Raw genomic sequence first — 13,544 nt, 5'->3', positions numbered from 1 at the left:
GCCTCACCGCTGTTCGGCGGTGCGCCCGGGACGTCCGTCCCGGCCCGGATCCGGGGCTCCGTAGCCCCCGCCGCCCGGTGTGCGGAGCACGAACACGTCCCCCCGCTCCAGGTCGGCCGTGTCGCAGCCCCGCAGCGGTGTGACGGTCCGGCCGTCCGCGCGCTCGACGTACTGCTCGCCCGGAGCGCCGGGTTCGCCGCCCGCCATTCCGTAGGGCCGGACCCGGCGGTGTCCGGAGAGCAGTGCCACCGTGACCGGTTCGAGGAAACGGATGCGCCGCTCCACGCCGCAGCCGCCGTGCCAGCGCCCCGCGCCCCCGCTGCCGTCCCGTACCCGGAAGCTCTCCAGCAGCACGGGGTAGCGCCATTCGAGGACTTCGGGGTCGGTGAGGCGGGAGTTGGTCATGTGGGTCTGCACGGCGTCGGCGCCGTCGAAGCCGTCGCCCGCGCCCGAGCCGCTCGCCACGGTCTCGTAGTACTGGACCCGTTCGTTGCCGAAGGTGAGGTTGTTCATGGTTCCCGAACCCTCCGCCTGGATACCGAGCGCCGCGTACAGGGCCCCCGTGACGGCCTGGGAGGTCTCCACGTTTCCGGCGACCGTGGCCGCCGGATGGACGGGAGCGAGCATGGAGCCCTGCGGAACTTTTACCTCCAGGGGCTTGAGACAGCCGCTGTTGAGGGGGATGTCATCGGCGACCAGGGTCCGGAAGACGTACAGCACCGCCGCCATGACCACGGATTTCGGCGCGTTGAAGTTCCCCGGCTGCTGCGGTGAGGTGCCGGTGAAGTCGACGACCGCACCGCGCGTGGCCCGGTCCACGGTGAGCGCGACCTCGATGACCGCGCCGTTGTCGGTCTCGTAGCGGTAGCCGCCGTCGCGCAGTTCGGCGATGATCCGGCGGACGGACTCCTCGGCGTTGTCCTGCACGTGTCCCATGTACGCGGCGACCGCCTCGGGACCGAACTGCGCCACCATGCGGCGGAGTTCGGCGATGCCCTTCTCGTTGGCGGCGATCTGGGCCCGCAGGTCGGCGAGGTTGGTGTCCGGGTCGCGGGAGGGGTACGCGGCGCCGGTGAGCAGCTCGCGCGTCTCGGCCTCGCGGAGCCTGCCGTCCCGTACCAGCAGCCAGTTGTCGAAGAGCACCCCCTCCTCGTGGATGGTGCGGCTGAAGGCGGGCATCGAGCCGGGGGTGATGCCGCCGATCTCGGCGTGGTGCCCGCGTGAGGCGACGAGGAAGCGGAGTCGGGGCCCTTCGTCACCGCTCTCGTCGAACACGGGCGTCACCACGGTCACATCGGGCAGGTGCGTGCCCCCGTGGTACGGATCGTTGATGGCGTACACGTCGCCGGGCCGCATCGCTCCGCCGTTGCGCCGGAGCACCTCCTTGATGGACTCCCCCATCGAGCCGAGGTGGACGGGAATGTGAGGGGCGTTGGCGATCAGATCGCCCTCCGCGTCGAAGAGGGCGCAGGAGAAGTCGAGGCGCTCCTTGATGTTGACGGAGTGTGCCGTGTTCTCCAGGCGCACGCCCATCTGTTCGGCGATCGACATGAAGAGGTTGTTGAAGATCTCCAGCATGACGGGGTCGACGCGGGTGCCGACGGCCGTGCGGTCCGGGCGCGGGCGGACGCGGGTGAGCAGCAGATGCCCGGTGTCGGTGCGGGTGGCCTGCCAGCCGGGGTCGACGACGGTGGTGGCGTCCGCCTCCGCGATGACGGCGGGGCCGGTCACGCCGGCCGCCGGGCGCAGTTCCTCGCGCCGGTGGAGCGGGGTGTCCCGCCATCGGCCTTCCGCGAACATCCTTACGGTGTCGTGAGGTCGGGGCGGTGCGCTGCCGCGGGGCGTGCGGTCGGCCGTGCCCGGTGCGTGACGTCCCGCCGTTCCGGTCGCCTCGACCGACACCGCCTCGACGACCAGGGGCTTGTCCATGGTGAAGGCGTAGCGTGCGCGGTGCTGCGCGGTGAACGCCTCGGCCATGGCGGGTGCGGTGTCCAGGTCGACGGACAGGCTGGAGTCCGTACCGGCGTAGCGCAGGAGGACTCGGGCGCGGGTGCTGATCGCGCTGTCGGGGATGGCGTCGGCGCGCAGTTCGGCGCGGGTGCGGGCGGCGAGTTCGTCGCAGAGTCCGCCGAGCCGGGTCCGGGTCGCCTCGTCCAGTTCCGCCTCCACGGACTGTTCGCGCATGGCGGTGGCGTCGGCGAGACCGATGCCGTACGCGGACAGCACGCCGGCCAGGGGCGGTACGAGGACGGTGTCGATGCCCAGGGCGTCGGCGACGGCGCAGACGTGCTGGCCTCCGGCGCCGCCGAAGCCCGTCAGGGCGTAGCGGGTGATGTCGTGCCCGCGCTGCACGGAGATCTTCTTGACCGCGTTCGCCATGTTGAGCACGGCGATCTCCAGGAACCCGGCGGCGACCTCGGCCGCCGTGCGCCGTGTTCCGGTGGCACGCGCCACGTCCTCGGCGAGCGCGTCGAAGCGTTCGCGGACGAGGTCCGCGTCGAGGGGGAGGTCACCGTCGGGTCCGAAGACGGCCGGGAAGTGTGCGGGCTGGACCCGGCCGAGCATCACATTGGCGTCGGTGACGGTCAGCGGCCCGCCACGGCGGTAGCAGGCCGGCCCGGGGACCGCGCCCGCCGAGTCGGGGCCCACCCGGTAGCGGTGGCCGTCGAAGTGCAGGACGGAGCCGCCGCCGGCCGCGACGGTGTGGATGTTCATCATGGGGGCGCGCATCCGCACGCCGGCGACCTGGGTGCCGAGCTCGCGTTCGAACGCGCCCGCGTAGTGCGACACATCGGTGGATGTGCCACCCATGTCGAAGCCGATGACCCGGTCGAATCCAGCCTGTTCGGACGTACGGGCCATGCCGACCACACCACCGGCGGGGCCGGAGAGCACCGCGTCCTTGCCCCGGAAGTGGGAGGCCTCGCGCAGGCCGCCGTTGGACTGCATGAACATCAGCCGGATGCCGTCGAGTTCGCGGGCGACCTCGTCGACGTACCGGCGCAGGATCGGCGAGAGGTAGGCGTCGACGACGGTGGTGTCGCCGCGTGGCACGAGCTTGATCAGCGGGCTCACCTCGTGCGAACAGCTGACCTGGGTGAAGCCCGCCTCGCGGGCCACGGCGGCCACCGCGCTCTCGTGCGCGGGGTGGCGGTAGCCGTGCATCAGGACGACGGCCGCGCTGCGCAGGCCGTCGGCCCGTGCGGCCCTCAGCCGCTCGGCCACCGCGTCCCGGTCCAGTGGGGTCACGACCCCACCGCGGGCGTCGATCCGTTCGGGGACCTCGATCACCCGCTCGTACACGGCCTCGGGCAGCAGGATCCGGCGGTCGAAGAGCCTCGGCCTGTTCTGGTAGGCGATGCGCAGGGCGTCCCGGAAGCCTTCCGTGATGACCAGGACGGTCGGCTCGCCGCGCCGCTCCAGCAGGGCGTTGGTGGCGACCGTCGTGCCGATCTTCACCGTGCCGACCCGGTCGGCGGGGACCGGGTCGGCCGGGCCGAGGCCGAGCAGTCCCCGGATGCCGGCCACGGCGGCGTCGCGGTAGCGGTCGGGGTCGTGGGAGAGCAGCTTGCGGGTGACCAGGTGCCCATCGGGATCCCGTCCCACGACATCGGTGAACGTCCCGCCACGGTCGATCCAGAAGTCCCAGCGTCCGCTCATCCCTCCATACTGGCCCACTCCACGGACGACGGGCCGGGGCGACGACGAGCGGTTCGTGGCCGCGGCCGACGAGGTGCCGGGCCGTCTGCAGGGCGCAGTGGGCCACGCCGTTGACATCGGGCGGGAAGGATTCGGTGATGATGGCGACACGCATACCGGTGTTGTCGCCGTGCCGGACGTGACGGAGCCGACTTGGATCTTTCCGGCCGGGGGACGGCCCGTGAGCGTTCGAGTCGAGCGCGCCCCCGACGCGCCGCTCGCCCCTTTCGCGCCGCGCGCCCCCGACGCGCGCCGCTGTGCGTACTCCGGTCAGACCGCTGGGGTGTCGGGCCCGATCCTGCTGCGTACCGCCGTCTGCACCTCTGCTTCCTCGGCCGGGTCGGCGGCGAGCCGGCGCAGTCGCTCGGCGACCCTGATGTCACCCGTCTCCGCGTGGAGTGCGGCGACCTCTCGGGTGGTCTCCTCGCAGTCCCACAGGCATTCGACGGCGAAACCGGTGGCGAACGAGGGGTCGGTCGCGGCCAGTGCGCGGGCCGCTCGGCCGCGCAGATGCGAGGAGGACGTCTCCCGGTAGACATGGCGCAGTACGGGGGCGGCACAGGCGATGCCCAGCCGGCCCGTTCCGTCGACGAGGGTCCACAGGCGTGGTGCGTCCGGCCCTTCGCCCCGTACGGCCTCGCGCAGTGCGCCGAGGACCAGGGGGGCGTCCTGGGCCCCGCCCCGGCAGGCGAGCACACCAGCCGCGGAGGCACCGAGCGCGTCGGGCCGCCGGGCCCAGCTCCTGGCGCGGTCCACCGCCGCGTCACCGCACATCCGCTCGAAGGCGGCGACGGCAGCGTCGGCGACGGTGCGCGAGGCGCTGACCGCGGCGGCCTCGATCAGGTCGAGCACGGCGCGATCCCTGGCCTCGGCCAGGTAGTGCAGGGCGGCGCAGCGGGCCCCGTCGGGGCCGCTGCCGGCGGCCTCGACGATCGTGGACCGGTCGTCGGGACCGGCGACGGCGGCGAGGCAGCGGGCGGCCGGGACATGGAGGACACTGCCGCGTTCGATTCCCTGCTGGGCCCAGTCGAAGACGGCCTGGACGCTCCAGCCGGGGCGGGGGCCGCCGGGCCGCATCTGCCGCTGCCAGCGGTCGAAGGAGCCCTGTTCCGAGGCGGCCCTGATCCTGGCCCCGACCGCTTCGCGCGGGTCGTCGGCCCAGAGCCGCCAGGGGCGCGGTTCGTAGGCGTCCCGTACCGCTGCGGCCAGCTCGGCGGCGCCGTCCTCGGTGTCCGGGAACCGGCCCAGCACGGGTACGGCGAGGGCGCGGAGCCCGGCGTCGTCGTCGCGCAGGGCGAGCTCGTCGAGGGCCCAGGCCCAGTTGGCTCCGGTCGCGGCGTACCGCCGCAGCAGGGCCAGCGCGTCGTCCCGTCCGTACGAGGCGAGGTGGCCGAGCACGGCGAGGGCCAGCCCGGTACGGGAGTCGTCGGTGTCGAGGTGGTCGTCGGGATCGCGCAGGTGGCGCTCGATCTCCTCGATGCCGCCGTCGAGGTCGAGATACAGACGTGCGTAGTAGAGCGAGCGGTTCTCCACCTGCCAGTCGTGACGTGGATCGCTCAGGACACAGTGGTTGAGAGCCGCCAGGGCCTCGGGGCGCGGTGCGGCGAGCGCGTGGAGCGTGCCGTCGCCACGGCCCCTCTGCAGCAGGCCGAGCAGGGTGCCGCTCGGCGCTATGAACGGATCAAACATGGAAAAAGCCTCACATCAAGCTGTCGACGCAACCGGGACTGTGCAGTTCCAAGTGCCGGGTGGGGCACTACGCCGCGCAGCAACATGATCGGCCGACCGCCGTCTTCTGCTTGGTGTAGACCATCTTCCTCTGCCTCTCGTCCGTGGCCCGAACCGGGCCCGAGACGTCATGATGACCCAGCCATTTCGCCACCGCGACCACATTTACGGCGTACCCGGTCAGCGGGCGCCGAAGAGTTCCAGCAGGTCGGCCTTGCCGAACATGCGCGCGGTGTCCAGCGCGGAGGGTGTTCCGGACGCCGGGTCGGCCCCTGCGGCGAGCAGCGCCTCGATCACCGCGCCCTCCCCCTTGAAGACGGCTCCGGCGAGCGGCGTCTGCCCGCGGTCGTTGGCCCGGTCCGGGTCGGCGCCGCGGGCGACGAGGGCGGTGACCGCGGCGGCGTGCCCGTGATAGGCGGCCAGCATCAGCAGCGAGTCGCCCCGGTCGTTGGTCAGGTTCGCGGGGACGCCGGCGTCGACATACGCGGCGAGCGTGTCCGTCTCCCCCTGGCGGGCCAGGTCGAAGACCTTCGTCGCCAGCTCGACCACCTCGGGGTCGGGGGTTTCACTCATCGGACGGACCGCCTTTCAGTATCCGGTTTCACCACTGTTGACCTGCCGGGCCGTACGCCGTGGGGGCCGTACGAGTGAACCGACAGAGTACTGCCCGACCGCGCGCATGGCCCGGCCCGCCCGAAGGCAGAGGATCACGTCCGACGGCGACGACACAGCGCACGGAACCGAATGTTCCGCCACACCGGCACCCCAGCGACGACCCTTGTCCGCCAATCCAGTGAAAATACAGACTTTTCACTCGAATGCAGCTTTTATCGTATAGATACTTCTGGTGAACCTGGAAGGACTCATGGTGACTGTCCCCCCAACCAGGAGAACTTCTCATGATCCTGTCCATGTCAGGCGTAGTCATCCTCGGCATCATCGTCTTCCTGTTCTTCAGGAAGGACGGCCTCAAGGCATCTCACGCCCTCGTCACTGCCCTGTTCGGCTTCTACCTGGCGGGCACCGCCATCGCCCCGAGCATCACGGCGGGCGGCGCGAGTCTCGCCGGCCTCCTGGGCGGGATCAAGTTCTGACCCCCCGCGACCGCTCCCACCCCTTCAGGAGACCGACGTGGCCCGGCGACCACTCCCCCGCATTCTGAGCAGCGGCAGCGCCCCGATCGCTCGCAGTCGCGAGTTCGCGCGCACGGCCACCGACAACGCCACCGACGTCCTCCATCCACTGATCACGATCACTCGTGGTCTGCGGCTGCTCGCCGGTGCCGGACGGCAGAAGTGGGCCGCGACGCCCAAGGACAAGCGTGGCCCGGCGCTGTTCTCCGTCGCGGCCTGCCTGCTCGTGGTCGCGATGATCCCGTACGGGTCCGTGATCACCCTGGTCGCGGTGATGGGCGCCGCCGCGTGGAAGGGGCGGGAGCGGACCCCCGTGAAGACCGGTCCCGACGAGGCGGAGACCGGGCGGCTCCGGTCGCTGTACGAGGCGCTCGTGCCGTACTTCTCCGCGGCCGAGGACCCGAGCCCGTTGTTCGCCCACGGCGGCGACTGGGACAAGGCGTTCAGCGGATACGAGTTCGACGGCGACGGGCGCCCGACCCGTCTCCGGGTGACGTATCCCGCATACTTCACCGACAGCGAGGCCGCCTCCCGCAGCCGGATCGAGCGGCTGCTGCACGCGAAGTCGGGCCGCGGCCGGGAGTACCACTTCGCCTGGGACGAGGAGGGCAACCAGCTCGTCATGACCGTGCTCGACGCCCTGCCCACCTCGATCGGGGCCCAGCGCTTCGTCACCGCACCCGGTGAGACCGTGCTGGGATTCACCGACGGCGACGCGGTGCAGCGCACCGTTCCCGTGCACGACGGCGACGCGACCCGCGACGCGCCACCGGTCGTCTGGCGGACGGGCGCCCGCTCCACCGAGCCGCATCTGCTGGCCGTCGGGCAGCCCGGCAGCGGCACCACCACGCTGATGCGTTCCATCGCCCTGCAGGCCCTCCAGCACGGCGACATCCTGATCATCGAAGGCAGCGGAACCGGCGAGTACGCCTGCCTGACCGGACGCGACGGCGTGCTGGCCGTGGAGTGCGGGCTGGCCGGCGCGCTGGCGACCCTGGAGTGGGCGGCCCATGAGACGGAGCGGCGGCTGATCGCCGCGAACCGGGCACGGCAGTCCGGCCACCCCGCCCCCGACGACATCAGGCGCCCGCTCTGGATCCTGCTGGACCGGCCCAGCGTCCTCGGCCACCTGGCGGCCGCCGACGGCAGGCCGGACCCCCAGGAACTGCTCCAGGTGCCGCTGCGGCACGGCCGGGCGGCCAACGTCACCGTGGTGATGACCGACCAGTTCGACAGCCTGGACGCCCTCGGCGAGACCGTACGGACCCATACCCGGGCCCGGGTCGTCCTCGGCCACTGCTCCCGCGATCAGGTCGAGTCGGTGCTCGGCGTGGAGCCGCACACCACCCCGACGCCGGATGTCCCACCAGGCAGGGGGTACGCGCGTCTCGGCACCGGCCCCGTGCTGCGGCTCCAGGTTCCGGCCACCCCGGACCCGTACGACGAGGCGACCAGCGAGGCGCAGCGGCAGGCGGTCCTCGGCCTGCTTCCCGAGCGGCAGGCACCGGCCGAGGCGGCCGTCGCGGTCGAGGCCGTCGAGGAACCCGTGCCGGTCGAGGTGAGCGTTCCGGACCCTGCGATGCCGCACCCCCTGACCGCGGCCGTCGCCGTCGAGGGCATGAAGGTCGGCGACTGAACGGACCGGTACGAGGCGGCGCGGGGGGGGGGGGGGGGCCCGGGCCGGCCCCCCCCCCCCCCCCCCCCCCCCCCGCCCCGCCGGTCAGGCCACGAACGTCCGCGGCGCCTCCACCCCCGCGCCCGCCCCCGAACCCACCAGCCGCGCCGCCGCCGCGAGCCGCGCCGCAGCCTCGTCCGCGACCGGCCCGCCGACCGTGAACGGCAGCCGCACGTAGCCCTCGAAGGCGCCGTCGACGCCGAACCGGGGGCCGGAGGGAACCCTCACCCCGACCTGCTCCCCCGCCACCGCGAGCCGGGAGCCCGAGAGACCGCCGGTACGCACCCAGAGGGTCAGCCCCCCACGCGGAACCGAGAACTCCCAGTCCGGCAGCTCCCGGCGGACCGCGGCGACGAGCGAGTCCCGGTTCTCGCGGGCCTGTTCCCGCCGGACCTGCAAGGCCTGCTCCCAGCCGCCGGTACGCATCAGCCAGTTGACGGCGAGCTGTTCCAGCACCGGCGTCCCCATGTCGGCGTAGGCGCGGGCGGCCACCAGGCTGCGGATCACATCGGGGGCCGCGCGCACCCAGCCGATCCGCATACCGGCCCAGAATGCCTTGCTCGCGGATCCGACCGTGAGCACGGTGGAGCCCGCCGGATCGAACGCGCAGACCCGGCGCGGCATCCGTACATCGGGGTCGAGATACAGCTCGTTCATGGTCTCGTCGACGACCAGGACCGTACCGGCGGAGCGGGCGGCCTCCACCAGATCGCGTCGCCGGTCCTCGTCGGCCAGCGCTCCGGTGGGGTTGTGGAAGTCGGCGACGACATAGGCGAGCCGTGGCGCCGCGTCACGCAGGACCTGGCGCCACCGGTTCATGTCCCAGCCGCCGAGTCCCTCCTCCATCGCCACCGGCACCAGCCGGGCACCCGCCTCCCGCATCAGCTGCAGGATGTTGGCGTAGCTGGGGGACTCCACCGCGATCCGTTCGCCGCGGCCCGCGAACAGGTGACAGATCGCGTCGATCGCGCCCATCGCCCCGGTGGTGACCATGATCTGTTCGGGCATGGTCGGGATGCCGCGCGCGGTGTAGCGGTCGGCGATCATCTGCCGCAGCGCGGGCAGACCTGCCGGGTAGTCGCCGTGGGTGTGGGCGTACGGTGCGAGCTCCTCCAGGGCGCCCTGGACCGCCCGGGTCAGCCACGGTTCGGGGGCGGGCAGCGAGGCGCAGCCCAGATCGATCATCGAGCCGAGCGACTCCGGGGGAAGCGGCTCCAGGCCTCGTGCGGGCAGCGGGTTGCCCGCGGGCACGGCGGTCCAGCTGCCGGCTCCCCGGCGGGACTCCAGGAAGCCTTCCGTCCGCAACGCCTCGTACGCCGCGGCGACGGTCGTGCGGCTGACGGACAGGGCGAGCGCCAGTTCGCGCTCGGCGGGGAGCCGGGCGGCCACCGGCACCCGGCCTTCGAGGACGAGCAGGCGCACCCCGTCGGCCAGCGCGCGATAGGCGGGCGGCCGGCGAGCGCCCGGTACGGCGGACCGGGGCTGTTGGGCCCGGAGCTGCCGGGCGAGCTGCGCCGCGCCGACCGCCGAAGTCCACTGCGCCATGAAAATCAGTCCACCTTCCTCAGATTGGCCATAGTTGGCAGCCAATCCCCTGCCACAGAGTGACATGCGGCAGTCCACTATCACCACATCAGGGGGGCACCTCTTGTCCATCACCCTCGTCCCTCGCGGGGCGCACCTCACACGCAGGCTGATTCAGCTGTACGTCGGTCTCGCGCTGTACGGGGCGAGTTCGGCGCTCCTGGTCCGTGCCGGCCTCGGCCTCGAACCCTGGGGGGTGCTGCATCAGGGGCTCGCGGAGCGCACCGGGATGTCCATCGGGGTCGTCTCGATCATCGTCGGCGCCGTCGTCCTGCTGCTGTGGATACCGATCAGGCAGCGCCCCGGCCTCGGCACCGTCTCCAATGTCTTCGCCATAGGCATCGCCATGGACGGCACGCTCGCGCTCGTACCCGATGTGCACGGCCTCCCCGCACGGATCGCCGTAATGGTCGCGGGCATCGCGGTCAACGGTGTCGCGACGGGGCTGTACATCGCCGCGCGGTTCGGCCCGGGACCGCGCGACGGGCTCATGACCGGTCTGCATCTGCGTACCGGCCGCTCCATCCGGCTCGTCCGCACACTGATCGAGGTGGCGGTCGTGGTCACCGGCTTCGTGCTCGGCGGCTCGCTCGGCGCGGGCACGGTGCTGTATGCCCTGGCCATCGGCCCGCTCGCCCAGTTCTTCCTGCGCTTCTTCGCCGTCGGCGGGAAGCCGGCCGAAGAGCCCGCCGCCGCGTCCGGCGAAGGCTCCGCCGACGCCTGCGGGCCGGACGGCGGCGACACCGCCGTCACCGCCCGGACACCGGATCGAGCCATACTGCCGTAGTGACCTGCGTACGCCACCCCTACCTGGACCATCCGGCGACGATCCCCTTCGCGCACCGAGGCGGTGCCGCGGGCGGGATCGAGAACACGACGGCCGCGTTCCGCCGGGCCGCCGACGCCGGATACCGCTACTTCGAAACCGATGTGCACACCACGGCGGACGGCCGTCTGGTGGCCTTCCACGACAGCACTCTGGACCGGGTGACGGACGCCCGGGGCCGGATGGCCGAGCTGCCGTGGAGCGAGGTGCGGCGGGCCAGGGTGGCGGGCCGGGAGCCGCTGCCGCTGTTCGAGGAACTGCTGGAGACGTTTCCCGAGGCCCGCTGGAACGTCGACATCAAGGCCGAGTCCGCCCTGGTCCCGCTGATCGATCTGATCCGCCGGACGGACGCCTGGGACCGGGTGTGCGTCGGCTCGTTCTCGGAGGCCCGGGTCGCCAGGGCGCACCGCCTCGGCGGGCCCCGGCTGGCCACCTCCTACGGCGTGCTCGGCGTGCTCGGCCTGCGGCTGCGCTCGTACGGCATCCCGGCGGCAGTGCGGGCCGGCGCGGTGTGCGCGCAGGTGCCGGAGAGCCAGAACGGCATCAGGGTGGTCGACCGGCGCTTCGTGCGCGAGGCGCACGCACGCGGACTCCAGGTGCACGTCTGGACGGTGAACGAACCCGAGCGGATGGCAGCGCTCCTCGACCTCGGCGTGGATGGCATCATGACCGATCACATCGAGACGCTGCGCACGGTGCTGAGCGAGCGGGGGGCCTGGGCCTGACGCCGGTCGTGCGAGGTCTCCACGGGGAGAGACGAGGGGGTGCGCCTTGAGCGCCGACACCGCCGAGCCGACGGGACTCACGACGGGTTCCGCCGACGCCGCGAGCCGCAGGCGCGAGCAGCGCGGCTGGTATTTCTACGACTTCGCCTGCTCCGTCTACTCGACGAGCGTGCTGACGGTGTTCCTCGGCCCGTACCTGACGTCGGTCGCCAAGGCGGCCGCCGACGCCGACGGTTTCGTCCATCCGCTCGGCATACCCGTGCGCGCCGGATCGCTCTTCGCCTACGCGGTCTCCGTGTCCGTCGTGGTCGCGGTGATCGTGATGCCGATCGTGGGCGCCGCCGCGGACCGGACGGGGCGGAAGAAGCCGCTGCTCGCGGCCGCCGCCTACGTGGGCGCCGCCGCGACCACCGGCATGTTCTTCCTGGACGGTCACCGCTATCTGCTGGGCGCGTTCCTGCTGATCGTGGCGAACGCCTCGATCAGCGTGTCGATGGTGCTCTACAACGCCTATCTGCCGCAGATCGCCGAGCCCGAGGAGCGGGACGCGGTCTCCTCGCGCGGCTGGGCCTTCGGGTACACCTCGGGCGCCTTCGTCCTCGTCCTGAATCTGGTCCTGTACACGGGCCACGACTCCTTCGGCCTCTCCGAGTCCGACGCGGTGCGGATCTGTCTCGCGTCGGCCGGCGTCTGGTGGGGCGCCTTCACCCTCGTGCCGCTGCGACGACTGCGCGACCGGCGGGTGACACCGGACGGCGAAGGAGCGGTCGGTTCGGGGTGGCGGCAGCTGATGGCCACCCTGCGCGACATGCGCCGCCATCCGCTGACGCTCTCGTTCCTGCTGGCGTACCTCGTCTACAACGACGGTGTGCAGACGGTGATCTCCCAGGCCTCGGTGTACGGCTCCGAGGAACTGGGGCTCGACCAGACGACGCTGATCACGGCCGTACTGCTGGTGCAGGTGCTGGCGGTGGCCGGAGCGCTGGCGATGGGCCGGCTGGCCCGGGTGTACGGCGCGAAGCACACGATCCTCGGCTCGCTCGCCGTCTGGACGCTGATTCTCGTGGCCGGCTACTTCCTGCCCGCCGACGCGCCGGTCTTCTTCTATGTGCTGGCCTCGGCGATCGGCCTGGTGCTCGGCGGCAGCCAGGCGCTGTCGCGCTCGCTGTTCTCCCATCTGGTCCCGCGCGGCAAGGAGGCCAAGTACTTCTCCGCGTACGAGATGAGCGACCGCGGACTGAGCTGGCTGGGACCGCTGGTGTTCGGTCTCGCGTATCAGCTGACCGGGAGCTACCGGGATGCGATCATCTCGTTGGTGATCTTCTTCGTGATCGGTTCCGTACTGCTCGCGAGGGTGCCGGTCCGACAGGCCGTGGCGGCTGCGGGCAATCCCGTTCCGGAACGGATTTAGACGTTGAAGTGAAAGGCCGGTAGTGTACGCCTTTGGCCTGCCCGGAGGACCGTTACCGCGAGTGGAAGAAGCCGAACCGTTGGGTGACAACTTCTACTGGATGTGACAAACCGGGCATTGGCGGGTACCTCAACCCTGAAGAAGCAGCGGCACGACGGGCGACGCATGACCGGCAACGGGAATCTTTACCGCCGACCGGACGTTGACCGGATGACGACGACAGCGACACCTGTCCTGTGGGCGACAAGCCCGGGAGGCACGATTCATGAGTGAGCGAGCTCTCCGCGGCACGCGACTCGTGGTTACCAGCTACGAGACGGACCGCGGCATCGATCTGGCCCCGCGCCAGGCGGTGGAGTACGCATGCCAGAACGGACATCGTTTTGAGATGCCGTTCTCGGTAGAGGCGGAGATTCCGCCGGAGTGGGAGTGCAAGGCGTGCGGCGCCATGGCACTCCTGGTGGACGGGGATGGCCCCGAGGAGAAGAAGGGCAAGCCTGCGCGTACGCACTGGGACATGCTCATGGAGCGGCGCACACGCGAGGAGCTGGAGGAGGTGCTGGCCGAGAGGCTGGCGGTTCTGCGCTCCGGAGCCATGAACATCGCCGTGCATCCGCGGGACAGCAGGAAATCTGCCTGACCGCAGGGCATCTCGGCACGACAGAGCCGCGGGGGGGGGGGGGGGGGGCCGGGGGGGGGGCGGGGCCGGGCGCGGGGGGGGGGGGGGGGGGGGGGGGGGGGGGGCGGGCGGGCGGGGGGGGCG

General features: G+C 71.9%; 10 protein-coding genes and 1 pseudogene. 6 read left to right on the top strand and 5 right to left on the bottom strand.

Annotated elements, in window-relative coordinates; all coding sequences use genetic code 11:
* Window positions 1-3: 3 nt before the first annotated feature.
* The 4 genes and pseudogenes from ACZ68L_RS36830 to ACZ68L_RS36815 all read right to left on the bottom strand — a co-directional run bounded on the left by ACZ68L_RS36830 (window position 4) and on the right by ACZ68L_RS36815 (window position 6,000).
* Window positions 4-3,660, bottom strand: a complete 3,657-nt coding sequence (locus ACZ68L_RS36830; protein WP_469586358.1) for a hydantoinase B/oxoprolinase family protein — start codon at window positions 3,658-3,660, stop codon at window positions 4-6.
* 10 nt (window positions 3,661-3,670) lie between these two features.
* A pseudogene (locus tag ACZ68L_RS36825) lies at window positions 3,671-3,814 on the bottom strand (glycosyltransferase family 1 protein); the annotation flags it as partial.
* A 155-nt stretch (window positions 3,815-3,969) separates the two neighbouring features.
* Window positions 3,970-5,388, bottom strand: coding sequence for a HEAT repeat domain-containing protein (locus ACZ68L_RS36820; protein ID WP_469586355.1), 1,419 nt, complete (start codon window positions 5,386-5,388; stop codon window positions 3,970-3,972).
* Between the two features lie 219 nt (window positions 5,389-5,607).
* Window positions 5,608-6,000: an ankyrin repeat domain-containing protein gene (locus tag ACZ68L_RS36815; protein ID WP_361453966.1), complete on the bottom strand. Its 393-nt coding sequence runs from the start codon at window positions 5,998-6,000 to the stop codon at window positions 5,608-5,610.
* A 326-nt stretch (window positions 6,001-6,326) separates the two neighbouring features.
* Between ACZ68L_RS36815 and ACZ68L_RS36810 the strand changes: the two genes are divergently transcribed.
* A complete protein-coding gene (locus ACZ68L_RS36810; protein ID WP_018103962.1) occupies window positions 6,327-6,521 on the top strand; it encodes a hypothetical protein in 195 nt (64 codons plus the stop codon).
* A gap of 37 nt (window positions 6,522-6,558) precedes the next feature.
* Window positions 6,559-8,196, top strand: coding sequence for a hypothetical protein (locus tag ACZ68L_RS36805; RefSeq protein WP_469586352.1), 1,638 nt, complete (start codon window positions 6,559-6,561; stop codon window positions 8,194-8,196).
* 84 nt (window positions 8,197-8,280) lie between these two features.
* Here ACZ68L_RS36805 and ACZ68L_RS36800 read toward each other — a convergent pair whose 3' ends face one another.
* Window positions 8,281-9,780: an SCO1417 family PLP biosynthesis transcription factor gene (locus ACZ68L_RS36800; protein WP_469586349.1), complete on the bottom strand. Its 1,500-nt coding sequence runs from the start codon at window positions 9,778-9,780 to the stop codon at window positions 8,281-8,283.
* Between the two features lie 103 nt (window positions 9,781-9,883).
* Between ACZ68L_RS36800 and yczE the strand changes: the two genes are divergently transcribed.
* The 4 genes from yczE to ACZ68L_RS36780 all read left to right on the top strand — a co-directional run bounded on the left by yczE (window position 9,884) and on the right by ACZ68L_RS36780 (window position 13,421).
* Entirely contained in the window at window positions 9,884-10,606 is a 723-nt protein-coding gene (gene yczE, locus ACZ68L_RS36795) for a membrane protein YczE (protein WP_469586347.1), read from the top strand.
* Complete coding sequence (locus ACZ68L_RS36790; protein WP_469586344.1) at window positions 10,606-11,370, top strand: glycerophosphodiester phosphodiesterase; 765 nt, start codon at window positions 10,606-10,608, stop codon at window positions 11,368-11,370. Before yczE ends, ACZ68L_RS36790 begins: the two co-directional genes overlap by 1 nt.
* A gap of 46 nt (window positions 11,371-11,416) precedes the next feature.
* Window positions 11,417-12,781: an MFS transporter gene (locus ACZ68L_RS36785; RefSeq protein WP_469586341.1), complete on the top strand. Its 1,365-nt coding sequence runs from the start codon at window positions 11,417-11,419 to the stop codon at window positions 12,779-12,781.
* A 265-nt stretch (window positions 12,782-13,046) separates the two neighbouring features.
* Window positions 13,047-13,421, top strand: a complete 375-nt coding sequence (locus tag ACZ68L_RS36780; protein WP_007262928.1) for an RNA polymerase-binding protein RbpA — start codon at window positions 13,047-13,049, stop codon at window positions 13,419-13,421.
* Window positions 13,422-13,544 lie beyond the last annotated feature (123 nt).

Source organism: Streptomyces sp. NPDC104309 (assembly GCF_055584025.1).
This window is presented reverse-complemented; position numbering and strand designations above follow the sequence as displayed.

Coding starts and splice junctions, on each gene's coding strand:
- ACZ68L_RS36830 (WP_469586358.1), bottom strand. CDS start 3,660: ATGAGCGGACGCTGGGACTTCTGGATCGACCGTGGCGGGACGTTCACC.
- ACZ68L_RS36820 (WP_469586355.1), bottom strand. CDS start 5,388: ATGTTTGATCCGTTCATAGCGCCGAGCGGCACCCTGCTCGGCCTGCTG.
- ACZ68L_RS36815 (WP_361453966.1), bottom strand. CDS start 6,000: ATGAGTGAAACCCCCGACCCCGAGGTGGTCGAGCTGGCGACGAAGGTC.
- ACZ68L_RS36810 (WP_018103962.1), top strand. CDS start 6,327: ATGATCCTGTCCATGTCAGGCGTAGTCATCCTCGGCATCATCGTCTTC.
- ACZ68L_RS36800 (WP_469586349.1), bottom strand. CDS start 9,780: ATGGCGCAGTGGACTTCGGCGGTCGGCGCGGCGCAGCTCGCCCGGCAG.
- ACZ68L_RS36780 (WP_007262928.1), top strand. CDS start 13,047: ATGAGTGAGCGAGCTCTCCGCGGCACGCGACTCGTGGTTACCAGCTAC.